26 protein-coding genes are annotated in these 22,318 nt (G+C 70.1%); 12 read left to right on the plus strand and 14 right to left on the minus strand.

Annotation, left to right across the window (positions count from 1 at the left end):
• Window positions 1-5 precede the first annotated feature (5 nt).
• From phnG to ASG04_RS09165, 10 genes are read left to right on the plus strand one after another with little or no spacing between them, the layout of a single operon-like run.
• Window positions 6-491 carry a phosphonate C-P lyase system protein PhnG gene (phnG, locus tag ASG04_RS09120; RefSeq protein ID WP_056122771.1) on the plus strand — a complete coding sequence of 162 codons (486 nt, stop codon included), beginning with the start codon at window positions 6-8 and terminating at the stop codon, window positions 489-491.
• The gene (gene phnH, locus ASG04_RS09125; protein ID WP_056122774.1) at window positions 488-1,108 is read left to right on the plus strand and encodes a phosphonate C-P lyase system protein PhnH; all 621 of its coding nucleotides are present in this window, start codon (window positions 488-490) and stop codon (window positions 1,106-1,108) included. The genes phnG and phnH overlap by 4 nt, the downstream gene beginning before the upstream one ends.
• Window positions 1,108-2,265 carry a carbon-phosphorus lyase complex subunit PhnI gene (locus tag ASG04_RS09130; protein WP_056122778.1) on the plus strand — a complete coding sequence of 386 codons (1,158 nt, stop codon included), beginning with the start codon at window positions 1,108-1,110 and terminating at the stop codon, window positions 2,263-2,265. The genes phnH and ASG04_RS09130 overlap by 1 nt, the downstream gene beginning before the upstream one ends.
• Window positions 2,262-3,152 carry an alpha-D-ribose 1-methylphosphonate 5-phosphate C-P-lyase PhnJ gene (locus tag ASG04_RS09135; RefSeq protein ID WP_056122781.1) on the plus strand — a complete coding sequence of 297 codons (891 nt, stop codon included), beginning with the start codon at window positions 2,262-2,264 and terminating at the stop codon, window positions 3,150-3,152. Before ASG04_RS09130 ends, ASG04_RS09135 begins: the two co-directional genes overlap by 4 nt.
• On the plus strand, window positions 3,149-3,925 hold the full coding sequence (gene phnK, locus ASG04_RS09140) for a phosphonate C-P lyase system protein PhnK (RefSeq protein ID WP_056122783.1): 777 nt from the start codon (window positions 3,149-3,151) through the stop codon (window positions 3,923-3,925). Before ASG04_RS09135 ends, phnK begins: the two co-directional genes overlap by 4 nt.
• 7 nt (window positions 3,926-3,932) lie before the next feature.
• Window positions 3,933-4,658, plus strand: coding sequence for a phosphonate C-P lyase system protein PhnL (gene phnL, locus ASG04_RS09145; RefSeq protein WP_056122786.1), 726 nt, complete (start codon window positions 3,933-3,935; stop codon window positions 4,656-4,658).
• A complete protein-coding gene (locus ASG04_RS09150) occupies window positions 4,655-5,404 on the plus strand; it encodes a DUF1045 domain-containing protein (RefSeq protein WP_056122788.1) in 750 nt (249 codons plus the stop codon). The genes phnL and ASG04_RS09150 overlap by 4 nt, the downstream gene beginning before the upstream one ends.
• Entirely contained in the window at window positions 5,401-6,576 is a 1,176-nt protein-coding gene (locus ASG04_RS09155) for an alpha-D-ribose 1-methylphosphonate 5-triphosphate diphosphatase (protein ID WP_056122791.1), read from the plus strand. Before ASG04_RS09150 ends, ASG04_RS09155 begins: the two co-directional genes overlap by 4 nt.
• A complete protein-coding gene (phnN, locus tag ASG04_RS09160; protein WP_056122794.1) occupies window positions 6,573-7,154 on the plus strand; it encodes a phosphonate metabolism protein/1,5-bisphosphokinase (PRPP-forming) PhnN in 582 nt (193 codons plus the stop codon). The genes ASG04_RS09155 and phnN overlap by 4 nt, the downstream gene beginning before the upstream one ends.
• On the plus strand, window positions 7,151-8,032 hold the full coding sequence (locus ASG04_RS09165) for an oxidoreductase (RefSeq protein WP_056122796.1): 882 nt from the start codon (window positions 7,151-7,153) through the stop codon (window positions 8,030-8,032). Before phnN ends, ASG04_RS09165 begins: the two co-directional genes overlap by 4 nt.
• Before the next feature lie 77 nt (window positions 8,033-8,109).
• Here the strand turns inward: ASG04_RS09165 and ASG04_RS09170 are convergent, their stop codons facing one another.
• The 9 genes from ASG04_RS09170 to ASG04_RS09210 all read right to left on the minus strand — a co-directional run bounded on the left by ASG04_RS09170 (window position 8,110) and on the right by ASG04_RS09210 (window position 17,057).
• Complete coding sequence (locus tag ASG04_RS09170) at window positions 8,110-8,808, minus strand: HAD family hydrolase (protein ID WP_056122798.1); 699 nt, start codon at window positions 8,806-8,808, stop codon at window positions 8,110-8,112.
• Between the two features lie 81 nt (window positions 8,809-8,889).
• Window positions 8,890-9,759 carry an SMP-30/gluconolactonase/LRE family protein gene (locus ASG04_RS09175; RefSeq protein ID WP_056122801.1) on the minus strand — a complete coding sequence of 290 codons (870 nt, stop codon included), beginning with the start codon at window positions 9,757-9,759 and terminating at the stop codon, window positions 8,890-8,892.
• 67 nt (window positions 9,760-9,826) lie between these two features.
• On the minus strand, window positions 9,827-10,765 hold the full coding sequence (locus ASG04_RS09180; RefSeq protein ID WP_056122804.1) for an ABC transporter substrate-binding protein: 939 nt from the start codon (window positions 10,763-10,765) through the stop codon (window positions 9,827-9,829).
• A complete protein-coding gene (locus ASG04_RS09185) occupies window positions 10,765-11,544 on the minus strand; it encodes an ABC transporter permease (protein WP_082518029.1) in 780 nt (259 codons plus the stop codon). The genes ASG04_RS09180 and ASG04_RS09185 overlap by 1 nt, the downstream gene beginning before the upstream one ends.
• Window positions 11,545-11,546: 2 nt before the next feature.
• Window positions 11,547-12,167 carry an ABC transporter permease gene (locus ASG04_RS09190; protein ID WP_321164485.1) on the minus strand — a complete coding sequence of 207 codons (621 nt, stop codon included), beginning with the start codon at window positions 12,165-12,167 and terminating at the stop codon, window positions 11,547-11,549.
• Between the two features lie 207 nt (window positions 12,168-12,374).
• Window positions 12,375-13,802, minus strand: a complete 1,428-nt coding sequence (locus tag ASG04_RS09195; protein WP_056122809.1) for a glycoside hydrolase family 32 protein — start codon at window positions 13,800-13,802, stop codon at window positions 12,375-12,377.
• Window positions 13,799-14,707 carry a carbohydrate ABC transporter permease gene (locus ASG04_RS09200; protein WP_082517920.1) on the minus strand — a complete coding sequence of 303 codons (909 nt, stop codon included), beginning with the start codon at window positions 14,705-14,707 and terminating at the stop codon, window positions 13,799-13,801. The genes ASG04_RS09195 and ASG04_RS09200 overlap by 4 nt, the downstream gene beginning before the upstream one ends.
• A complete protein-coding gene (locus ASG04_RS09205; RefSeq protein ID WP_056122812.1) occupies window positions 14,704-15,651 on the minus strand; it encodes a carbohydrate ABC transporter permease in 948 nt (315 codons plus the stop codon). The genes ASG04_RS09200 and ASG04_RS09205 overlap by 4 nt, the downstream gene beginning before the upstream one ends.
• Window positions 15,651-17,057, minus strand: coding sequence for an ABC transporter substrate-binding protein (locus tag ASG04_RS09210; RefSeq protein WP_056122814.1), 1,407 nt, complete (start codon window positions 17,055-17,057; stop codon window positions 15,651-15,653). The genes ASG04_RS09205 and ASG04_RS09210 overlap by 1 nt, the downstream gene beginning before the upstream one ends.
• 135 nt (window positions 17,058-17,192) lie before the next feature.
• On the opposite strand from ASG04_RS09210, the gene ASG04_RS09215 reads away from it, so the two are divergent.
• Window positions 17,193-18,248, plus strand: coding sequence for a LacI family DNA-binding transcriptional regulator (locus ASG04_RS09215; protein ID WP_056122816.1), 1,056 nt, complete (start codon window positions 17,193-17,195; stop codon window positions 18,246-18,248).
• Window positions 18,245-19,717: a glycoside hydrolase family 32 protein gene (locus tag ASG04_RS09220; RefSeq protein WP_056122819.1), complete on the plus strand. Its 1,473-nt coding sequence runs from the start codon at window positions 18,245-18,247 to the stop codon at window positions 19,715-19,717. The genes ASG04_RS09215 and ASG04_RS09220 overlap by 4 nt, the downstream gene beginning before the upstream one ends.
• 13 nt (window positions 19,718-19,730) lie before the next feature.
• Here the strand turns inward: ASG04_RS09220 and ASG04_RS09225 are convergent, their stop codons facing one another.
• The 5 genes from ASG04_RS09225 to ASG04_RS09240 form a co-directional block, all read right to left on the minus strand.
• Complete coding sequence (locus tag ASG04_RS09225) at window positions 19,731-20,093, minus strand: hypothetical protein (RefSeq protein WP_156463592.1); 363 nt, start codon at window positions 20,091-20,093, stop codon at window positions 19,731-19,733.
• 270 nt (window positions 20,094-20,363) lie between these two features.
• Entirely contained in the window at window positions 20,364-20,945 is a 582-nt protein-coding gene (locus tag ASG04_RS09230; RefSeq protein WP_056122825.1) for a hypothetical protein, read from the minus strand.
• 11 nt (window positions 20,946-20,956) lie between these two features.
• Complete coding sequence (locus tag ASG04_RS17385) at window positions 20,957-21,688, minus strand: hypothetical protein (RefSeq protein ID WP_156463593.1); 732 nt, start codon at window positions 21,686-21,688, stop codon at window positions 20,957-20,959.
• 69 nt (window positions 21,689-21,757) lie between these two features.
• The gene (locus ASG04_RS18080) at window positions 21,758-21,994 is read right to left on the minus strand and encodes an SHOCT domain-containing protein (protein ID WP_156463635.1); all 237 of its coding nucleotides are present in this window, start codon (window positions 21,992-21,994) and stop codon (window positions 21,758-21,760) included.
• Window positions 21,930-22,295, minus strand: coding sequence for a hypothetical protein (locus ASG04_RS09240; RefSeq protein WP_056122834.1), 366 nt, complete (start codon window positions 22,293-22,295; stop codon window positions 21,930-21,932). Before ASG04_RS09240 ends, ASG04_RS18080 begins: the two co-directional genes overlap by 65 nt.
• Between the last annotated feature and the right edge of the window lie 23 nt (window positions 22,296-22,318).

Consider the following 22,318-nt stretch of genomic DNA (forward strand, 5'->3'; position numbering starts at 1 on the left):
TCGTCATGAGCACAGCGTCCGGAGCACCTCCGGTCGAGGTCGCGGAACGGCAGCGGTGGATGCGGACCCTCGCGCTCGCACCCGTGGCCGACCTGGACACCGCATGGCAGCGGATCGACCCGAAGCCGACCGTGCAGGCGATCCGCGGACCGGAGACCGGTCTCGTGATGGTCCGCGCACGCATCGACGCCGGCGGCGACCGCTTCAACCTCGGCGAGGCGACCGTCAGCCGCGCGACCGTCCGCCTGACCGGGGACCCCCTGGCCGAGGACGTCGTCGGGACCTCGTACCTGCTCGGCACCGACGTCGAACACGCACGGCTCGCGGCGGTGTTCGACGGGCTGCTCGCCGACGCCGGACTGCGCGACCGGGTGCTGACCGAGGTCGTCGCACCGCTCGAGCGCGCACAGGCCGAGCGGGACGAGCAGCGCCGGGTCGACGCCCGCAGCACCCTCGTCGACTTCTTCACGGTCTCGCGGGAGCACGCATGAGCACCACACCGCTGATCCCCGCCCCCGGCTTCGCCGACCCGACGCGCGACGCGCAGCACGTCTTCCGCGCGGCCCTCGACGCCCTCGCCCACCCCGGTCGCCGGTACCCGCTGACCGGTCCGGCCACACCGCCCGCCGCACTCGGCCCGGGACTCGCCGCGATCGCGCTGACGCTGTTCGACGAGGAGTGCTCCGTCTGGCTCGCCGGCGCCGCCGGCGACGACCCGGAGGTCACCGCCTGGCTCGCGTTCCACACCGGCGCGGTCCGGGCCACGCTCCCCGCCGACGCTGACTTCGTCGTGGTGAGCCGGGCCTCCCGTCCGGTCCTGGCCGACCTGGCCCAGGGGACCGACGACGACCCGCACCGCTCCGCCACGCTCGTGCTCGACGTCCGCGGTGCGGACGGCGACGCGCGGCTGACCGCCAGCGGGCCCGGGATCGACGGCAGCGTCGTCGTCGACGCACCGTGGGTGGACGCGACGTTCCTGGCGGAGTGGCGGGAGAACGGCGTCCGCTTCCCGCGCGGCGTCGACCTGCTGCTGGTCGGCGACGACCACGTGTCGGCGCTCCCCCGCACCACGCGCCTGCACACGACCGACCCCCGAGAGGACGCCTGATGTACGTCGCAGTCAAGGGCGGCGAGAAGGCGATCGCCAACGCGCACGCCCTGCTCGCCCAGGAGGGCCGTGGTGACCCCGCGACCCCGCGCATCACCGCCGACGCGATCGCCGGACAGCTGTCCGTCCTGGTCGCCCGGGTCATGAACGAGGGCTCGCTCTACGACCCGGAGCTCGCCGCCCGCGCCGTGCTGCAGGCGCAGGGCGACGTGCTCGAGGCCGTGACGCTGGTGCGGTCGTACCGCACGACGCTCCCCCGGCTCGGGTACACGTTGCCCGTCGACACCGCGGCGCTCCCGCCGCAGCGGCGCATCTCGGCGACCTTCAAGGACCTGCCCGGCGGCCAGCAGCTCGGTGTGACGTTCGACTACACGCACCGGTTGTTCGCCGATGCCGCGGCCGACGGTCCTGAGCAGACCGAGGCGGCGAGCGAGCCGTCCGGGCCGATGCCCCGCGTCAACGACCTGCTCGGCGACGCGTCGCTTATCGAACCCGAGCGGCGCCCGGGGTCGACCGACCCGGAGCCCGCCGACCTGACCCGCGACCCGACGATGTTCCCGATGAGCCGTGCCGAGCGGCAGCAGGCGCTGACCCGCGGCGACGAGGGCTTCCTGCTGTCGCTCGGCTACTCGACGCAGCGCGGCTTCGGCCGGACCCACCCCTTCGCGGGCGAGGTCCGCGTCGGCGAGGTCGAGGTCGAGTTCAACGCACCGGACCTCGGCTTCGCGGTGCCGCTCGGGCGCATCGAGGTGACCGAGTGCCAGATGATCAACCAGTTCACGGGCAGCGCGGACGCGCCGGCGCAGTTCACGCGCGGCTACGGCCTGACGTTCGGCCGCAGTGAGCGCAAGGCGATGTCGGTGTCGCTGCTCGACCGGGCGCTCCGCGCGGACGAGTTCGGCGAGCGTCGGGTCGCACCGGCGCAGGACGAGGAGTTCGTGGTGAGCCACAGTGACAACGTGCAGGCGACCGGGTTCGTCGAGCACCTGAAGCTGCCGCACTACGTCGACTTCCAGGCCGAGCTCGGCCTGGTGCGGCGGCTGCGGCAGGAGCACGCGACGCGGACGACGGAAGCGGCCGCGGCCGCGGCGCATGCGGACTCGGGTGCGACCGGCTCGGCTGCTGCCGCCGTCGAGCTGCAGGAGGTCGGCGCATGAGCGGCGAGCTGGTCTACAACGTCGGGTACCTCGACGAACAGACGAAGCGGATGATCCGGCGAGCGCTGCTGAAGGCCGTCGCGATCCCCGGCTACCAGGTGCCGTTCGCCTCGCGCGAGGTCCCGATGCCCCGCGGCTGGGGCACCGGCGGCGTGCAGGTGACCGCGTCCGTGCTCGGCGAGGACGACGTGCTCAAGGTGATCGACCAGGGCGCCGACGACACCACCAACGCGGTGTCGATCCGGCAGTTCTTCGCGAAGGTCACCGGAGCCGAGACGACGACCCGCACCGACCGGGCCACGGTGATCCAGACCCGGCACCGGATCCCGGAGACGCCGCTGCAGGACGGTCAGGTGATGGTGTACCAGGTGCCCATCCCCGAGCCGCTGCGCTTCCTGGAACCCCGCGAGACCGAGACGCGGCGCATGCACGCGCTCGAGGAGTACGGGCTGGTGTACGTGAAGCTGTACGAGGACATCGCGCGGTACGGGCACATCGCCACGACGTACGCCTACCCGGTGCTCGTCAACGGCCGGTACCTGATGGATCCGTCGCCCACCCCGAGCTTCGACAACCCGAAGCTGCACCAGAGCCCCGCGCTGCACCTGTACGGCGCCGGCCGCGAGAAGCGCATCTACGCCGTGCCGCCGTTCACCGACGTGGTGAGCCTGGGCTTCGAGGACCACCCCTTCGAGCCGCAGCGGTTCGAGCAGCCGTGCGCGATCTGCGGCTCGACCGGCGTGTACCTCGACGAGATCATCACCGACGACGCCGGGGGCGTGCTCTTCGCCTGCTCCGACACCGACCACTGCGAGCGGACCGTCGCCGCGGCGGGTGCTGGTGCTGGTGCTGGTGCGACCACGACGACCGAGGAGGTCTCCGCATGACCGACAGTCCCCTGCTCGACGTCCGCGGTGCCGGGCACCGCTACGGCGACCGCTACGGCTGCCGCGACGTCGACTTCCAGCTCTGGCCCGGCGAGGTCCTGGCCGTCGTCGGCGAGTCCGGCTCCGGCAAGTCGACGCTGCTCGGCACCCTGTCCCGACGGCTGGCGCTGACCGAGGGCAGCGTCCGCTACGCCACGGCCGACGGCTCCACCGTCGAGCTCGCCGACCTGAGCGAGAGCGCGCTCCGTCGGCTCTGGCGCTCCGAGTGGGGCTTCGTGCACCAGGACGCCGCCGACGGGCTCCGCATGCACGTCAGCGCCGGCGGCAACGTCGGCGAACCGCTCATGGCGACGGGATGGCGGCACTACGGCCGGATCCGTGCGGCCGCAGCGGAGTGGCTCGAACGGGTCGAGATCCCCGTCGACCGCATCGACGACGCCCCGACCACGTTCTCCGGCGGCATGCGCCAGCGCCTGCAGATCGCCCGCAACCTGGTGGTGTCCCCCAGGCTGGTCTTCATGGACGAGCCGACGAGCGGTCTGGACGTGTCGGTGCAGGCCCGCCTGCTCGACCTCATCCGCTCCCTCGTCGCCGAACTCGGGCTGGCCGTCGTGATCGTCACGCACGACCTCGCCGTCGCCCGGCTGATCTCGCACCGGACCCTCGTCATGCAGGGCGGCCGCGTGATCGAGTCCGGTCTGACCGACCGCGTGCTCGACGACCCCCAGGCCGCGTACACGCAGCTCCTCGTCTCCTCGATCCTCCAGGGGTGAACCGACCATGACCGAACCGATCCTCACCGTCTCCCGGGTCGAGAAGACCTTCACCATGCACCTGCAGGGCGGCCAGCGCATCGAGGTGCTGCGCGGACTCGACTTCCGCGTGCACCCGGGCGAGTGCGTCGTCCTGGGCGGCGCCTCCGGCGCCGGCAAGAGCTCCGTCCTGAAGATGGTCTACGGCAACTACGCCGTCGACCGCGGGAGCGTCCTGCTCGGCGGTGACCCACCGCTCGACCTCGCCACCGCCGACCCGCGGCAGGTCCTCGCCGCCCGTCGGCACACGATGGGCTACGTCAGCCAGTTCCTGCGCTGCGTCCCGCGCGTGCCCGCACTCCAGGTGGTCGCGGAACCGCTGCTGGAGCGCGGCGTCGCCCGCCAGGAGGCCCGGGACCGGGCCGCAGCGCTGCTCACCCGGGTGCACATCCCGGAACGCCTCTGGTCACTCCCGCCCGCCACGTTCTCCGGCGGCGAGCAGCAGCGGGTGAACATCGCGCGCGGGTTCGTCGCGGACCTGCCGCTGCTGCTGCTCGACGAGCCGACGGCCTCGCTGGACGTCCGGAACCGTGACGTGGTGGTGGACCTGATCGCCGAGAAGCGGGCGAACGGCACCGCGATGCTCGGCATCTTCCACGACACCGAGGTGCGCGAAGCCGTCGCCGACCGCATCGTCGACGTCGCGGCGTCCTCGCCCGCGGCGCTCCGGACCCCGGTCCCGGTGGCGTCGTGAGGGCAGCGCTCTACGCCGCCCCCGGGACGCCGTCGGTGCACCCGGTCGCGAGCCGGCTCCGGACCCTGGCGGAGCAGTGGCTCGGCCGGAGCGCCTCCGGGCAGCCGGTCGAGGCCGCGGCGCCGCTCGGACACCGCCGGTCGTCGATCGACGCGATCACCGTCGACGCACGCCGCTACGGTTTCCACGGCACGCTCAAGGCGCCGTTCCGGCTCGCTCGTGGCACCACGCTCGACGAGCTCGACGGCGCCGTGGCCCGCTTCGCCGCACGCCGTCGGCTCGTGGTGATCCCGCAGCTGACGCTCGCCCGGATCGACGGGTTCTTCGCGCTGGTCCCCGGCACCCCCGCCCCGCACCTGGAGGCCCTGGCGAACGACGTGATCGTGCGCTTCGACCGGTTCCGGGCGCCGATGTCCGACGCCGAGCGCGACCGCCGCGACCCGGCCGGCCTGACCGAGCGGCAGCGCGAGCTGTTGGCGACCTACGGCTACCCGTGGGTGCTCGACGAGTTCCGGTTCCACTGCACCCTGACCGACCGGATCCCACCCGGGCAGCAGCCCGAGGTCGAGCGGATGCTGCGCACCTGGTTCGACGAGGTGCTCGGACAGGACGTGCCGCTCGACGCGATCGGGCTGTTCGTCGAACCCGAGCCCGGCGCGCCGTTCGAGCTGCACACCACGCACCGGCTCCACCCCACCCTCACCTCCCGCACCGCCGAACTGCCCGTCAGCGAAGGACCCCGATGACCCGCGAGACCGTCTTCACCAACACCCGTGTCGTGCTCGGCGACGAGACCGTGCTCGGCACCGTGCTCGTCCGGGACGGCCTGATCGCCGACGTCACCACCGGACCCGCGGTGACCGCCGGCGAGGACCTGCGCGGCGACCACCTGATGCCGGGTGTCGTCGAGCTGCACACCGACCACCTCGAGTACCACTTCAGCCCCCGCCCCGGCGTCTCGTGGGACCCGCTGCCGGCCGTGCTCTCGCATGACGCCCAGCTCTCCGCGGCTGGCGCGACCACCGTGTTCGACGCGGTCCGCATCGGGTCCGAGCCCGACGGGCGCGACGGCGCAGCGGCGGCCGCGCACCGGCTGGCCGGGGCCGTCGAGTCCGCGATGGGCGCCGGACTGCTGCGCGCCGACCACGCGGTGCACCTGCGCTGCGAGGTGTCGTCCGCGGACTGCCTCGACGCCTTCCACGAGTTCGACGACGACCCCTACGTGCGGTTGGCTTCGCTCATGGACCACACGCCCGGGCAGCGGCAGTACGCCGACGTCGAGGACTTCAAGCGCTACTACCTGGCCAAGCGCCGGGTGAGCGAGGCGGACTTCGAGCAGTACGTGCAGCTGCTCCACGAGCAGTCGGCCCTGCACGCCGACCGCAACCGACGGGCCATCGCCGGGCTCGCCACCGAGCGCGGCATCACCCTCGCCGCCCACGACGACGCGACGCCCGAGCACGTGGCGGAGTCGGTCGCGCTCGGTGTGCACATCTCGGAGTTCCCGACGACGGTCGTCGCCGCGAGGGCCGCGGTCGACCAGGGGCTGCACGTGGTGATGGGCGCACCGAACATCGTCCGCGGCGGCAGCCAGTCCGGCAACGTGGCGGCGGCGGAGCTGCTCGACCTCGGTCTGCTCGACGTGCTGTCCTCCGACTACGTGCCGTCGAGCCCGCTGCACGCCGTGTTCCAGCTGGCCGCGGACGGGGCGATCACCCTGGCCGAGGGTGCGCGGTTGATCAGCACGAACCCCGCCCGGGCGGTCGGGCTCGACGACCGCGGCGAGATCGCGATCGGCAAGCGCGCCGACCTGGTGCGCGTGGCGACGCACGAGCTGCCCGCCGACGAGCGCCGCCCGAACGGCCGGCACATGCCCGTCGTCCGCGGTGTCTGGCGCAGCGGGGAGCGCGTGTCGTGACCACGGCCGGCGCGGACCCGGTCGTCACGACACCGATCGGCCCCGGCGCGTTCGTCGCCGTCGTCGGGGCGAGCGGTGTCGGCAAGGACGCGCTCATCGCCTACGTCCGCGAGCGCACCCCGGACACCGTCCGCTACCCGCGGCGCACCGTCACCCGCCCGTCCGGACCGGGCGAGGAACACGACCCCGTCGACGAGGAGTCGTTCGAGGCCGCGACCGGCTCCGGGGCGTTCGCCGTGCACTGGCGCGCGCACGGGCTCGGGTACGGCATCCCCGCGGTGGTCGACCGGGAGGTCCTCGCGGGCCGGACGGTCGTCGTGAACGTCTCCCGCGGCGTGCTCCGTGCACTCGCGGACCGCTACGAACGGCTCCTCGTCGTCCGGGTGACGCTGTCCGACGTCGTCCGCGCCGAGCGGCTCCGGGCCCGCGGCCGCGAGGTCGGCGACGCCGTCACCGCCCGCATGGACCGCCCCGACCCGGCGCCCGACCAGCACGTCGACGTCGAGATCGAGAACGACGGACCGCTCGAGCGCGGCGGCGAGGCGCTGCTCCGGGTCGTCCTCGGCGTGACCCGATGACGTCCGTCGCGGTCGTCGGCCCGGGGGCGATCGGCACCACCGTCGCCGCCGCACTGCACCAGGCCGGCCGCACTCCCGTCGTCGCCGGCCGGTCCGCTCGCGAGGACCTGCGACTGCGCACCGGTTCCGACCTGGTCGTCGTGCCCGGTCCGGTCCTGACCGACGCGGCGCGCGTCGAGGGGCCGGCGGACGTGGTGTTCCTGGCGGTCAAGGCAACCCAGGTCGCCGAGGCGGCGCCCTGGCTGTCCGCGCTGTGCGGCCCGGACACCGTGGTGTGCGTGCTGCAGAACGGCGTCGAACAGGTGTCCGCGGTCGCACCGCTCGCGCCGACCGCCACCGTGGTGCCGGCGGTCGTGTGGTTCCCCGCGGTCCGTCAGTCCGACGGCGTCGTCCTGCTCCGCGGCGCGGCCCGGCTGACCGTGCCCGCGACGCCCGCGGGTGACCGGGTCGTCGCGGCCGTGGCGGGCTCGTGGTGCACGGCCGAGTCGGCCCTCGACTTCCACAGCGTCGCATGGCGCAAGCTCGTGCAGAACGCGGTCGCCGGGCTCATGGTCCTGACCGGGCGCACCGCAGGGGTGTTCGCCCGGTCCGACGTCGTCGGGGTCGCCCGCTCCTACGCCGCCGAGTGCCTGGCCGTGGCGCGTGCCGACGGGGCGGTGCTCGACGACGACGTGGTCGATGCCGTGCTCGACGGGTTCCGCGGTGCTCCGGCGGACCAGGGCACGTCGATCCTCACCGATCGCCGGGCTGGTCTGCCGCTGGAGTGGGACGTCCGGAACGGCGTGGTGCAACGGCTGGGCCGCCGGTACGGGGTCCCCACGCCGGTGTCGGACGTCGTGGTGCCGCTGCTGGCGGCCACGAGTGACGGGCCGGGCTGACGGTCGAGTCGTCACTATTGTGACGTCGTCGTCACCATTGTGACGAGTCCCGTGGCCGCGACGGACGGAGCGCGTCTTCATGCAGGGCGCCCGGCCCGTCGCGGGTCGAGCACCGGCCATCCCGCAGCCCGGGCATGGGCGGCGAGCTGCCGGTCCGGGTTCACCACGACCGGGTGGCCGACGAGCGAGAGCAGTGGGATGTCGTGCCGCGAGTCCGAGTACGCCCAGCACGCCTCGGGGTCGGAACCCGTCCGGTCCAGGAGTCGCCGCGCAGCGGCGGCCTTGTGCTCCCCGTGCAGGAACTCGCCGTCCTGGCGGCCGGTGTAGCGGCCGTCGTGCACCTCGAGCCCGCTGGCGAGCGCGCCGGTCAGGCCGAGCCGTCGAGCGATGACGTCGGCCAGGAACGCCGGCGACGCGGTCACGAGCCACACCTCGCGCCCGTGCGCCAGGTGGTCCTGGGCGAGGCGCGCCATCGCCGGCCACACGGCCGCCTCGGTGTGGCGGGCGTAGACGTCGGCGGCCAGGCGGTCCATGTCGGCGACCGGCACGCCCGTCAGCACCGCGAGCCCTCGGGCCCGCGCTGACGCCAGGTGCCGGTCGTTCTCCCCGCGGGCCTTGAACCGCGCCTGCTTCCACATCGCGTCGACGATGTCCCGCACGGACAGCAGACCGGCGGCACGCAGCCCACGCACGAGGTGGAAGGCGCTCGCGCCGTGCACGAGGGTGTTGTCCACATCGAAGAACGCGATGGCTGACGACGTCGCTTGCTCGCGCATGATCGATCCAGGCTACGCGACCGACCTGACGGACAGGAGGCTCGTGGCGGCGCCGCCACGGGCCTCCAGTCCGTCATCTGGTCACGGACCGGGGACCGTCACCCGCACTGCCGAGATCCGCCCGGCGCGCGTCCGCGCCGTCGTCGCCGGGTCGTAGCTGTCGGCGGTCGCCAGGTAGAGGGTCCGCCCGTCGGGGCCGCCGAGGGCGCAGTCGACGGCGCAGCGTCCCGGTGCGTCGATGCGGTCGGTGACCTCGCCGCCCTCGACGACCCGGAGGAATTCGCCCGTGTCGACGGAGCACACCCAGACGGCGCCCTCGGCGTCGACGGTGCTGCCGTCGGGCGTCACACCCTGCGGCAGCACAGCCCACTCGCGGCGGCCGGTCAGAGATCCGTCGGCCTGGATGTCGAACGCGGTCAGGCGACCACCCCAGGTCTCGCTCACGACCAGCGTGCGCGTCCCCGGCAGCACGTTCGCGCTGTTCGGGAAGACCAGGCCGTCCGCTGCGAGTCGGACGGCGCCGTCGGGCTCGACGACGTACAGCGGGCCGGGCCGGAGCTCCTCGCCGCCGTACAGGTCGTAGCCGAAGGCGCCGATGTAGGTGCGACCGGTCACGTCGTCGACGACCAGGTCGTTGACGAGCGACGACTCGATGCCCGACAGGTCGGCGAACACGCCCTGCGACCCGTCCAGCTCGACCGCCACGATCGTGCGGGACTCCATCGCGCTGACGACCAGGCGGCCGTCCCCGAGCCAGCCGAGGCCCGACGACTGGCCGTCGACGCTGGCCTCGAGGCGGGGCGCGTCGATCGTGGCGGGGTCGATCGAGAAGACCTCGCCCGTGTGCATGTCCGCGTACCAGAGCCGCCCGTCATGCCAGCGGTTCCCCTCGGGGAAGCGGATGCCGGTGACGACGTCGGTCGCGGTCGTGGGGTCGAGGGTGATGTGCACGGGACCAGGATGCCAGCGGCGACCTGCACGACGGAGCCCCGCCGAGACGGGGCGCCGTCCCTCGGTGCTACTTCAGCAGCCCTTCCTTGGTCAGCCAGTCCTTCGCTGCGGTCGTGGCCTGGGCCTTCTCGCTGCCCTCGACACGGTTGCGCAGTTCGATGAGGTCATCGGTCGTCAGCTTCGCCGAGATCTTGTTCAACACCGACGCCAGCTTGGCGCTGTAGATCTTCTTGTTCAGGAACGGCAGGACGTTCTGCGCCGCGATCAGGTTCTCGGGGTCCTTCAGCACCTGCAGCTTCTCCGTCTTCAGGTCGGGCGACGTCGTGTAGATGTCGGCCACCTGCACCGTGTCGTCGACGAGCGCCTTCACGGTGTCGGGCCCGCCGTAGTCCTCGATCGACTTGAACGTCACCTTGTCGACGCCGTACGTCGACTTGAGCCCGGGGATGCCGTAGGGCAGCGTCCCGAACTGCGGGTTCGCGCCGAGCGTGAACGGCTCGATCTTCGACAGGTCGGAGATCGACGTCAGGCCCTTCTCCTTCGCCAGCGCCTGGGTGACGACGTAGGCGTCCTTGTCCTGGGCGGGCGACGGCTCGAGCACCTGGAAGTCCTTCGGGACCTCGGTCTTCAGCGCGGCGTCGACGTCCGAGGTCGTCTTCGCGGCGGCCTTGGTGTCGTAGAAGAAGAGCAGGTTGCCGTTGTACTCCGGCATCAGGTTGATCGACCCGTCCTTGAGCGCGGGGATCGTGGTCTGGCGGGGGCCGAGGTTGAACTTGGTCGTCACATCGAACCCGGCGTCCTTGAGCGCGAGCGCGTACATGTTGCCGAGGATCTCGCTCTCCGGGAAGTTGAACGACCCGACGACGATCGGCGTCTTCCCCGAGCCGGAGTTGCCGTCGGAGGTCGCTCCGGTGGGGTCCGCGGAGGAGCACCCGGAGAGCGCCACGATCGCCCCGATCGCCACCGCCCCCGCGAGGATGCGTGTTCTGGTGCCTGCTGTGAACATCAGTGTGCCCTTTCGTCGACGGTGGATGCCGTCACCGCGCGGCGCCGGGATGGCAGCGCACGGAAGCGTGTGCGACGGCGGCGGATCTGACCGTGCAGGCCGCGTCGGGTGAGGAACTGGACGAGCGCGAAGAGGCCGTCGATCACGAGCGCGAGCGCCGTCACGAGCAGCGCACCGCCCAGGATCAGGTTGTTCTCGTTCAGGCTGATGCCGGTCGAGATGATCGCGCCCAGCCCGCCGAGCGAGACGTACGACGCGATCACGACCGTCGCGATGACCTGCAGGACCGAGGCGCGGATGCCGCCGATGATCAGCGGCAGCGACAGCGGGACCTCGACCTTGAGCAGGATCTGCAGTTCGGTCATCCCGACCGAACGGGCGGCGTCCACCGTCACCGGGTCCACGGACTCCACCCCCGCGTACGCCCCGGCGAGGATCGAGGGGATCGCCAGCACGACGAACGCGATGATCGACGCGATGAACGCCGTCTGGGTGAACGGCACGGTGTAGCCGATGATGACGAAGAGCGTGCCGAGCAGACCCAGCGTCGGCAGCGCGCGCATGGATCCGCTGAAGCCGATCACGAAGCCGCGGCCGCGTCCGGTGTGGCCGATGTACAGGCCCAGCGGGAGCGCGATCACTGCGGCGATGGCCACCGAGATGAACGTGTACAGCAGGTGCTCGACGAGCCGGTCCTGGATCGGGAGCGGCGTCTGGAGTCCGGCCTGGTAGTTGGCGGGGTCGAAGAGCCACGCCACGGCGCTGAAGAAGAACTGCACGGTCAGGCCCCCGGTTCGATCGTCGCCAGCGTCGCTCGGAGCCGCGGCGACCGCCGCGAGGGCCGACGCGACCACGGCATCAGGACGCGACCGAGCAGCACCAGGAGGGTGTCGAAGACCAGGGCGATCACGAGGCTCGCCGCCACCCCGACGAGGATCTCCTCGAGGAACTGTCGCTGGCGTCCGTCCGTGAACAGGAAGCCGATGTTCGCCGAGCCGACCAGGGCACCCACCGAGACCAGGGCGACGGTGCTGGCGGAGACCACGCGCATTCCGGCGAGGAGCACGGGACCCGCCAGGGGGAGCTCGACCGACCAGAACCGCTGCCACGCCGAGTAGCCGACCGAGGTCGCCGAGTCGATGGTGTCAGCGGGAACGGCGGCGAACGCGTCGGATGCCAGTTTCACCATGAGGGCGACCGCGTAGACGGAGAGCCCGACCACGACGTTCACGGGGTCCGTGATGCGGGTGCCGAGCAGGTACGGGAGGATCACGAACAGCGGCAGTGACGGGATCGTGTAGAGCAGACTGCCGCCGCCGACGATGACGGACCGGACCAGCTGGAACCGGTTCGCCACCCACCCCAACGGCACCGCCACGACGAAGCCGAGGACGATGGGCACCGCGGCGAGTGCCGTGTGCGTGACTGTCAGACTCCAGATGAGACTGAAGTTCGCAGTGATCCAGTTCAGGTCAGCATTCCAATCCTCGTCGGACAGCCTGCGGGTGGTTCGTCCCGCAGGACCGCTGCCTCGGGCCCAAGGATAACCGCGCGGCGTCGTCCTGGGCCGGAATGCGCTTCTCGTCTCGGCGTGGGGCCGGTGGAACCGTCAGTGCGGGGTTGCCTCGGCAGGGATCGCCCCGGCGGTCGCAGCCGGGGTCGAGACGGTCTCGTCGAGGCTCCAGACCACCGTCTGCTCGGGCGCTTCGACGCGCCAGGGCGGAGGCTGTGTGGGGTAGACGCGTGTGGTGACGGAGCGGCCGGCACTGGTGAACAGCTCGACCACGGATCCGTCCAGGAGCAGCCGGACCGCGGGCCGGTCCGCCGACCGGTCGAACGGAGCACGGACGACCGCGGGGGTCGGGTCAGCGCGGTGGTCGGTGCTGGCGGACGCCCGGTCGACCGTGAGGGTGTCCGCATCGACGTCGATGCGGATGTCGAGGTGCTCGGTCTCGGAGAACCGCACACGGATGCACCCGGTGACGGGCACGGGCAGCACGACCTCGGCCTGCGCGCCGATCGTCGCACCGTGCGCTGGATGCGCCGAGCCGGTCCGGAGCGCCGTGACCGCCGGGTGGGGTTCGGTCGCCAGCCGACCGTCCGCGAGCCACGCATGCCGCGGGAGCGAGATCGCGCCCGACCAGCCCGCCTGTGCCGCCCACTGGTCGGTGCGGCCCTCGGTGATCCACCCGAACAGGACCGGACCCCACGAGCTGGTCCGCATCACGGATGCCGCGTAGAAGTGCTGCCCGTCATCGACCCTGGACGGCCGCGGCGCACCCGTCAACGGGATCGCGATCACGTCGCCAGGGCCGTCCGCATGGGACCAGGACCCGACGACGGCGAACTCGACGCCGTCCACCTCGAGGATCTGGGGACACTCCCACCCCTCACCCGTGTCGACGCCGTCGACGGTGTCCCGCGCCATCGCGACCAGGTCACCGACGGAGGCCCAAGTGATGCCGTCCGTGGATCGGTAGTGGCGAACGGAGGCCGTCTGGTCGGCCGCGGCGGCGCCGACCGCCATCGACCACCCGGCACCGTCCCGCCAGACGAACGGATCGCGGAACATCGTGATCGCCTCGTCGGTGGACGGGTCCGCCAGGACCTGTACCGGTGGCCCGAACGTGGCGCCACCGTCGGTGGAGACCGCCATGAGCACCGACTGGAACGGACTGTGGTCGACCTTGCCCGAGTAGTAGGCGCGGATCGTGCCGTCGTGCGTCACCGTGTTGCCGGACCACGCGCCTCCCGAGTCGGCGCCGCCGGGGACGGGGACGATCGCCGGTCGCTGCAGGGTCCAGTGGACCAGGTCCTCGCTGGTGGCGTGCCCCCACTCGACCGGGATGTCGAGGTCGACCAGCGGCCGGGACTGGAAGTACAGGTGCGCCTGCCCACCGATGTCGATCGGTCCGTTCGGGTCGTTGACGTAGCCGCGCGGAAGCCGCACGTGGAACTGCGGGAGGTGGTGGTCAGCGGTGGTCACGATCGGTGCTGCTCCCTGGTGGGCTCTGGGGTCGAGTCGGACGTCGGTCATCGGGAGGACCCCGCGGTGACGCCTTCGATGAAGTACCGCTGCGCGACGATGAACAGGATCACACTCGGGATCATGGTCAGCACCACGCCGGCGAGCACGACGGAGATCGACCCGGTACCCAGGTTGCCCTGCAGACCGACCAACCCCAGCGGCAGGGTGAAGGAGTCCTGCTGGTTGAGGAAGATCAGCGGCCGGTAGTACTCGGCCCAGAACCCCGAGAAGTTCAGGATCGCGAGCGTCGCGATCGCCGGGCTCGCCATCCGGGAGTACACGTGCCAGAACACCCCGAACTGCGTGGCGCCGTCGATCCGCGCCGCTTCGCCGAGTTCCTTCGGCATCTGCATGAAGTACTGCCGCATCAGGAACGTCCCGAACGCACTCCCGAGTGCCGGGACGATCAGCGACGCGATGGAGCCGGTCAGCCCCATGTCCTTCAGGATGACGAACACGGGGATGATGATCGTCTGGATCGGCACCATCATCGTGGCGAGGAAGACCCCGAAGATCGTGTTCTTCCCGGGGAAGCTGATCATCGCGAACGCGTACCCGGACAGGGTGCACGTGATCGTCTGGCCGACGACGATGAGCAGCGTCACCAGGACGCTGTTGACGAAGAACTGGCCGATCGGGATCTGGTTGAACACCGCCGCGTAGTTGCCGAAGTCCCATGAGAGCGGCAGCCACTGGGGCGGGTTCTGGAACGACTCCGCCGGTGTGCGGAGGGACGTGGTGACCGTCCAGAGCAGCGGGCCGAGCGCGAACACCGCGGCGATGACCAGGATGACCAGCCCGACGACGCTGCCGACGGTGGCCACCGGCTTCCGACGGCGGACGATGTGGGTGGCCTCCGGCTGCGCGGCGGTCTCCGGGGCGTGCAGCGGGTTGAGGGTGTCGGTGGTCGTCATTGGTAGAACACCAGCTTTCGTGCGGCGAGGAACTGGATCCCGGTGATGATGCCGATGATGACCAGCAAGAGGATGGCGATGGCGGATGCGAATCCGAACTGCAGGTTCTGGAAGCCGGCCTGGTACAGCGAGATGGTCGCGGTCGTCGTCGCGGTCCCCGGCCCGCCCTTCGTCATGATGAACGGCTGGTCGAACAGTTGCATCGCGTTGATCATGGCGATCACCGTGGCGAAGAGGATCGTCGGGCTGATCAGCGGGATCTTGATCCGGAAGAGCGTGCGCCACGGACCCGCACCGTCGATCGCCGCGGCTTCCTGCACGTCCACCGGTACCGACATCAGCGCGGCGACGAACAACACGAAGGTGAAGCCGACCTGCTGCCACACCACCACGAGGACGATCGTGACCTTCGCCCAGAACGGGTCGTTGAGCCAGTGCGCCCCGGGCAGCCCGATCTCGTTCAGGTAGTAGTTGATCAGTCCGAACTTGGTGTCGAAGATGTAGCCCATGAAGATCGACACCGCGGCGGTCGATGCCAGCAGTGGCAGGTAGAACGACGTCCGGAAGAACACCCGGGTGGTGTTGCGTCTGCGGTTGTTCGCCAGGACGGCGAGCAGCATGCCGAGGGAGATCTGCAGGACGACGATCGCCAGCGCGAGGATGACGGTCACGCCGAACGACGCGAGCACGGGTCCGTCGGTGAACAGCCGTACGTAGTTGTCGAAGCCGACGAACTTCGGGCTGCTGATCACGTCCCACGACGTGAAGGACAGGCCGAGCGAGGCGAGGATGGGGATGAGGGTGAACACGGCGACGAAGAGCACCGCGAGCCCGATCATCAGGAACCCGAACGTGGACTCGCGTCGGCGTGCACGCTTGGCAGCCGGTCGGCGGGCTGCGACCTCGGCAGCCCGCCGGATGGGTGTCTCTGTTGCTGCGGTCATCACGAGGCCTGTGACGCTGCCTTCTCGATGTCTGCTTGCAGACCGTCGAGTGCCTTCTTCGCGTTGCCGGACGAGATCGCCTGCGTCGTGCGTTGGTTCAGGGCCGTCGCGAGCGCGTTGTAGTACGGCGGTGCGGAGATCGGCACCGAGTTGTCGAGCTGGTCGTAGAACACCGACCAGTGCTCCGGTCCCGTCGTCTTGTACCGTTCGGCCGTCATCAGCGACTTCTGCGCCGGGGTGGTGACGTTCCCGGGCCAGAGGGCGTCGAAGCTCTCCGGCTGCACCATGAGCTTGATGACCTCGAACGCCAGGTCCTTCTGCTTCGACGAGTTGAAGATGCCGTAGCCGCCGGCACCGAAGAGCGACCTGTTGCTCTTCCACGTCGGGAACTCGACCACGTCGAAGCTGCCGTCCTTCATCCCTGCGTTGTGGAGACCGCCGGCCCAGAACCCGCCGCCGATCGTCATGCCGATCCGGCCGGAAGCCATCAGCCCCTGCAGGGTGGCACCGCCGCCGACGTCAGGTGACGGAGAAGCGCCGGACTTCTGCAGGTCGATCACGTACTGCAGTGCCTCGACGGCCGCGTCCGAGTTCGCCGTGGGGTCACCCCACTTCCAGCCGCCCCCGCGCCCGGAGACGCCGATCGGGTTGTCCGAGAACGCCTTGCTCTTCCACAGCCAGTCGCCGCCGGAGTACTTGCCCTCGTCGAGCAGGTTCCCGTCGTTGGCGTAGAGGAACGACGTCCAGCTCCCCCAGAGACGCACCACCCAGTCGAACGCGTAGGTGCCGCCGCCGACCTTGGCGAGGCTCTCGGCCGAGGAGTGGAAGTCGTCCATGGACCACTTGCTCGTCGGACGCGACACACCGGCCTTGTCGAACAGGTCGGTCGAGTAGAACATGCTGCCCGCGTTGAAGCTGTCGGGCAACGTGTAGAGGTGCCCCTGGTACATCGTCGACTCGAGCAGCACCGGGTGCGCGCCGGTGAAGTACGTGTGCAGGTCCGACAGGTTCTTCGTGACGTAGTCGTCGAGCGGGGTCAGGAGGTTCTTCGACGCCAGCAGCTGCTGGCCCTCCGTCGCGACGCTGACGATGTCCGGGACGTCGCCCGAGGCGATCTGCGTGAGGACCTTGGCGAGGAAGTCGTTCCAGTCCGTGCCGTTGATCGCAGTGACCTGCAGGCTCGCCTTCTTGTCGAGCCGCTTGATCTTGGGCTCGATGGCCTTCTGCAGCGCAGTGGCGGCGCTCTGCTCACCGAAGTAGAGCATCTTCACCGTGCCGGAGCTGCTGCTCCCGCTGCCTGCGGTCGAGCACGCGGCCAGCGATCCGATGCCGGCCAGGGCGAGCCCGGCCCCACCGAACTTGAACAGCGTGCGCCGATCGATCGGGGTGCTGAATCCGTTCGTCATGGGTCGCTCCTCTCTGAGCGATCGTGGCTCCTCCACCGAAGCCAATACGTATTTGCAGGGCGAGCGTACACAGCGGCGGGAACAGACGCAATACGTATTTGCTTCTGGCATGATGAGACGGACGAAGGAGGGTCGATGGCGAGCCGCAACAGCACGACGCAGTCACAGCGCGTCACCATGAAGGACGTCGCGCGCCACGCCGGGGTGTCGCAGCCGACGGTGTCGTTCGTGCTGAACGACCGCCGCGACGTCTCGATCGCAGCCGAGACACGCGCACGCGTGCTGGAGTCCGCGAAGGCGCTGAACTTCCGACCCAACCGCGCCGCACAGTCCCTGCGATCGAACCGGTCGTACACGGTCGGCGTGATCGCCGACCGGCTGGTCTCGCAGCCCTACGCCGGGCACATCGTGCTGGGCGTGCAGCAGGCCGTCCAGGAGGCCGGGTACGTCTGCTTCGTGGTGGAGACGGCGCAGACGACCGACGGTGGCAAGGCGGCGGTGGAGAACCTCGTCCAGCAGGGGGTCGCCGGCCTGGTCTACGCGGCGCCCGGCCCCGAGTACGTCACTCCGGTCGACGGGCTCGACGCCGTTCCGACGGTCTTCGTCAACTGCTTCCCCCAGGGCGACGCGCCGGCCGTCACCGTGCTGGCCGACGAGTTCCAGGGCGGCCACGACGTCGCGGAAGCCGTCTTCGCCGCGGGCCACACGGACGTGGCGTTCCTCGGCGGCCCGGAAGACGACTACGCCTGTCGGGAGCGGAAACGCGGGCTCGACGAAGCCGCGACGGAAGCCGGCGTCGACCCGGAGGCCATCCGCGTGCACTTCGGCACCTTCCAGGTCGGCTCCGGCTTCGACCTGGCGATCGAGGTGTTGACCGGGAACCGACCGTCCGCCGTGATCTGCGGCAACGACCGCATGGCCGTCGGGGCCCTGATGGCGGCGCAGTCGCTCGGTCTGCGCTGCCCGGAAGACGTCAGCATCGTCGGGTTCGACGACCAGCCCGACCTCGCGGACCAGATGCACCCACCGCTGACCACCGTCGCACTGCCGCATCAGCAGATGGGGTTCGAAGCCGGGACCCTGCTGCTGGCAGCGGGCGAACAGCCCGGCCGGCACCTCGTGCCCTGCGAGTACGTCCCCCGGAGCTCGCTCGCAGCGCCGCGACCCGCTGACCCGAAGGAACCCGAGTGACTCCCCCACCCAGCACGCACTTCCAGCCGCCGAACGGATTCGTCGGTGACGTCATCCCGTACGAGCACGACGGGACTGCATGGCTGTTCTACCTGCTCGACGAACGGCCAGACGCTCCGCCGCTCGAACGTGCGACCGGCATGCCCTGGGCGGCCGTCACGACGACCGACTTCGTGACCTTCGACGACCAGGGCGTCGTGCTGCCCTCCGGCGGCCCGGACGCCAGCGACCACGACTGCTACACCGGCAGCGTCGTCCGCGGGGACGACGGCACGCTGCACCTGTTCTCCACGGGCCACAACCCCCGCATCCGGACCAGCACCGATGACGACGCGAAGGATGCCCAGGTCGTCTGCCACGCCACCTCCGACGGCGACCTGACCGCGTGGACCAAGCACCCCGAGTGGGACCTCCCCGCGCTCGCCGGCTACTCCCCCGAGGACTGGCGGGACCCGTTCGTGTTCCGCCCACATGCGGATCGGCCGTGGCAGATGCTGCTGGCCACGCGCCGACCAGACGAGCCGTACCGCCGGTCCGGACTCGTCGCCCGACTCGAGTCCGACGACCTCGTGACCTGGCGAGACGCCGAACCGCTGTGGGAGCCACACCGCTTCATCACCCAGGAATGCCCGGACGTGTTCCAGTGGGGTGACTGGTGGTACCTGGTGTACTCCGAGTTCTCCGACGCGTTCTGCACGCGCTACCGCATCGCGACGTCCCCGGACGGCCCGTGGACCGCGCCGGCCGACGACACGGTCGACGGCCGCGCGTTCTACGCGGCGAAGACGGTGGCCCTCGACGGCGCTCGGTACTTCGTCGGCTGGATCGCCTCGAAGGACGGACGGCGTGACGCCGGCCCCTGGCAGTGGGCAGGGACGATGGCGACCCTGGAGGCCCACCAGCGTCCGGACGGCTCGTTGCGGTTCGACCTCCCCCACACCCTGCAGGCGGCGTACGCGCACACGACCGACGTCACGGAGCAGCTCGAGCCGCGCAACGGCGCGGCTCAGGCGGTCGGGACCGGAGCGGTGACCCGGTACGCGTCCTGGATCGGACCAGAGCTCCCGTCCGAGGCGCTGGTCACCGTGGACGTCGACCTCGCACCGGACACGGGGGCCTTCGGCATCCTGCTGCGGACGACCGACGACGGCGAGCACGGCTACGCACTCCGTCTCGAACCCGCTCGCAACCGCCTCGTGCTCGATCGATGGCCGCGCGGCACCACCGGGACCGAGCAGTGGCAGGTCCTCGGCGACGTGCCGCACGCGGTCGAACTCGAACGCCCGGTCGACCTCGCACCGGGCCGACACCGGATCGTCGTGCACCTCGACGGCGACATCTGTGTGGCTGTCGTCGACGGGGCCGTCGCGCTGAGCACGCGCCTGTACGACCGCGCGGACGGACGGGTCGGTCTGTTCGTGCAGGACGGCGCGTTCCGTCTGGACCGGATGACGATCAGGACACGCTGACGCCGACGCGGGCTCAGCCGGATGGTTGCGCCTGTCCGACGACGACGAGGCGCCAGGTGCTGGTCCTGTCGCTGTCGAAGGCGCTGCAGGCAACGCTGTCGATGGCGGCGGGTGGCCCGTCGGGAACCGCGATGCGGTGCGGGCTGTCGCGGCAGCGCATCGCACCGACTGTGGTGTCTCGGCTTCCGGTGTCGGTCGCGGTGCGGATCACGGCGCGCATCTGCCCGTTGCCGAAGCAGGAGAACTCCAGATGGTCGACGGGTTGGGATGCTGGGAACTGCAGTCGGACGCCCGGTTCCACTTCCTGCGGCGCCTGTTCGCCGGCGTCGATGTTCGAGACGAGCACACCGAGGACGCCGGGGTTCGCCTCGGCCACCCGGTCCTGCTGTTGCTGCCAGTCGGCGAGCGTCCCGCTGTCCACCGACGTGGCCGAGCAACCGGTGAGGGCGATGAGCACTCCGGCGAGGGCGGGGACGACAATCGCGTGGACTCGGCGCACGTCGTGAGCCTAACGGCGACTGATGCCGTCGAGCCCCCGGCGAGGTGTTCGGTCTATTCGCGGATGCCAGTGCTTGCGCGGATCGCCGATGCCAGTCGTGACGGGCGTTCCACGGGTATCGGGATTCTGTTCCATGGCACCGCGACGTCAGCCGTTGTCGGCCGCCTTTCGAACGCGGAGCTGCGCCAGTCCGGCTCCGACTCCCGCGACCGCGCTGGCAGTGAGGCCAGTCGCTATCAGCCCGGCTGCGGCCGCGATGCTGGTCATGAGCACTCTGAGGTTCCCGCGTGGCTTGCGCGGTGAGTGTGCGCGGACCGCGTTTTCGAACCACGACGTTGGCACTTCGCCGATGTGCCAGTTCGCGATGCGGCTGCTCGCCTCGAGGGCGACCTTGAAGACCTGATTCTGGGTGGACGCGGCGTTCATCAGGTTCACCTGGGTGGCCAGCCATGTGGCGATCGCCCTGTCGTGTTTGGACAGTCCAACGAGGAGTCGTGGGACGAGGAGCGCGTAGTCCAACTCTGGCTTGTGCCAGAGCCTCGCCACAGTCGGCCAGGTGCGGCGCCTTGTGATTCGGTCGAGTGCGTCGAGTACTTCGAGCACGGCCGCCTCCCGCGCCTGCGACCGGCCGGCGCGCATCGTCGTCACTTGCGTGTACGTGAAGAGCCCGACTGTGACGACGATGGAGATGAGCGCTGCAAGTTGTGCAGCCGCCGCGACCCCTGTCAACGCTCGTAGCCTCAGCGGTCGAGCTCGTTGAGCGCGAGGATCTGGTCGTGGGTGAAGTGCCCGAGAGGTGCTCCGTCTGAAGCCACTGTGGCGATCGACTGCACGGACGGCCTGATTCGATTGCCGACCGCGTCGTTGAAGGCGATCGGGCTGGCTACGAAGCTCGCGAGGTTCGGGAACGGGTTGAAGTAGTCGAACTGGTCCCTCGTGATGCCGGCCTTGGCAGGGTCGAAGGTCACCTGCACAATTCCGCCTTCGAAGCGCACTTGGGAGACGGCTTTGGCGAGGACGACGCCCTTGGAAGAACGCTCGGCGAAGTAGTCGTTGAAGACTTGAAGCACCTCGGCGTCAGTCACAGCTGGGCCATTAGCCGAGGCGGAGGCGGCTGCAGCCCCTGCAGTTGCAGTGGCCGACGGTGTCGGCACGGCAGAGGTGGTTGCTCTTGCGGAGGCTTCCGGCCTCGCGACCGCGGTTGCCGTCTCGACAGGCGCAGGATCACCCTCGGTAATCGCTCCGATGATGATCCCGATGACTGCTATAGCAGCTACGGAACCGCCGATGATGAGCGTCTTCTTCGGAAGCGGCTTCTTCGGCCGGCGGAAGACGAGACTTGACCGGAGCGCTCCCTGGTTCTGCTGGACGAGTTCCCACCCGTCCTTTTCCATCTTCGTTCGCGTCTTCCCTTCAAGACCGCGAATGGCGTTCACGGTCTTCGTTTCGTACCGCACGTGTTCGTCGTTCAACGACTGTCTCCTTGCTCACGATCAACTGTTTCTCTTCCGCTCGCAACGCAGGGCGCCAGCGGCTGCTCATCACTGGCCGATCAAGCGAGTCTTTGCGCTGGCGAACTCGTCGTCAGAGAGCACTCCAGCGGTTCGGAGGTCAGCGAGTTTCTGGATCTGCTCGGCCAGCCCATCGGTGCGGCCCGCGCAAGCAACGGACGCACGCCCGTTCAGGTGCTGTTCGGCAGCGCACTCGGGGTCGTCAAATGGCGACGAATCCGCTGTCTCGGTAGGAATACCCTCCCGGTCCGGGTTCTTGCGTCGAATTCACCGCGTGGTCGAGGTGAATGGCCAGCAAGCTGAAGGCAGCCAGCTCCGGGAGGTCGTCTGTCGTGTTGGAGGTAAGGGCGACTGCCGCGCGCTGCAAATACGGCCACGCTGCTGCGAGTTCGGACTCGAGGACTTGTACTCGTACCACCTTCTGCCACGGAGAGCCGTCGGCCTTCGTTCTCGGTGTGGGCGTCAGAACGATCGTGCTCTCCTGGTAGTGCACCTCCATGGCGTCCGGACGGGCGGCGAGCCAGACGAACAGTTCGCGATGGATGCTCTTCAGGGACGGTTCGCTCACGGTGCTCCCAATCTGTGCCGACC

It is taken from the genome of Curtobacterium sp. Leaf183 (genome assembly GCF_001424385.1).
In the GTDB taxonomy this organism is placed as follows: Bacteria; Actinomycetota; Actinomycetes; order Actinomycetales; family Microbacteriaceae; genus Curtobacterium.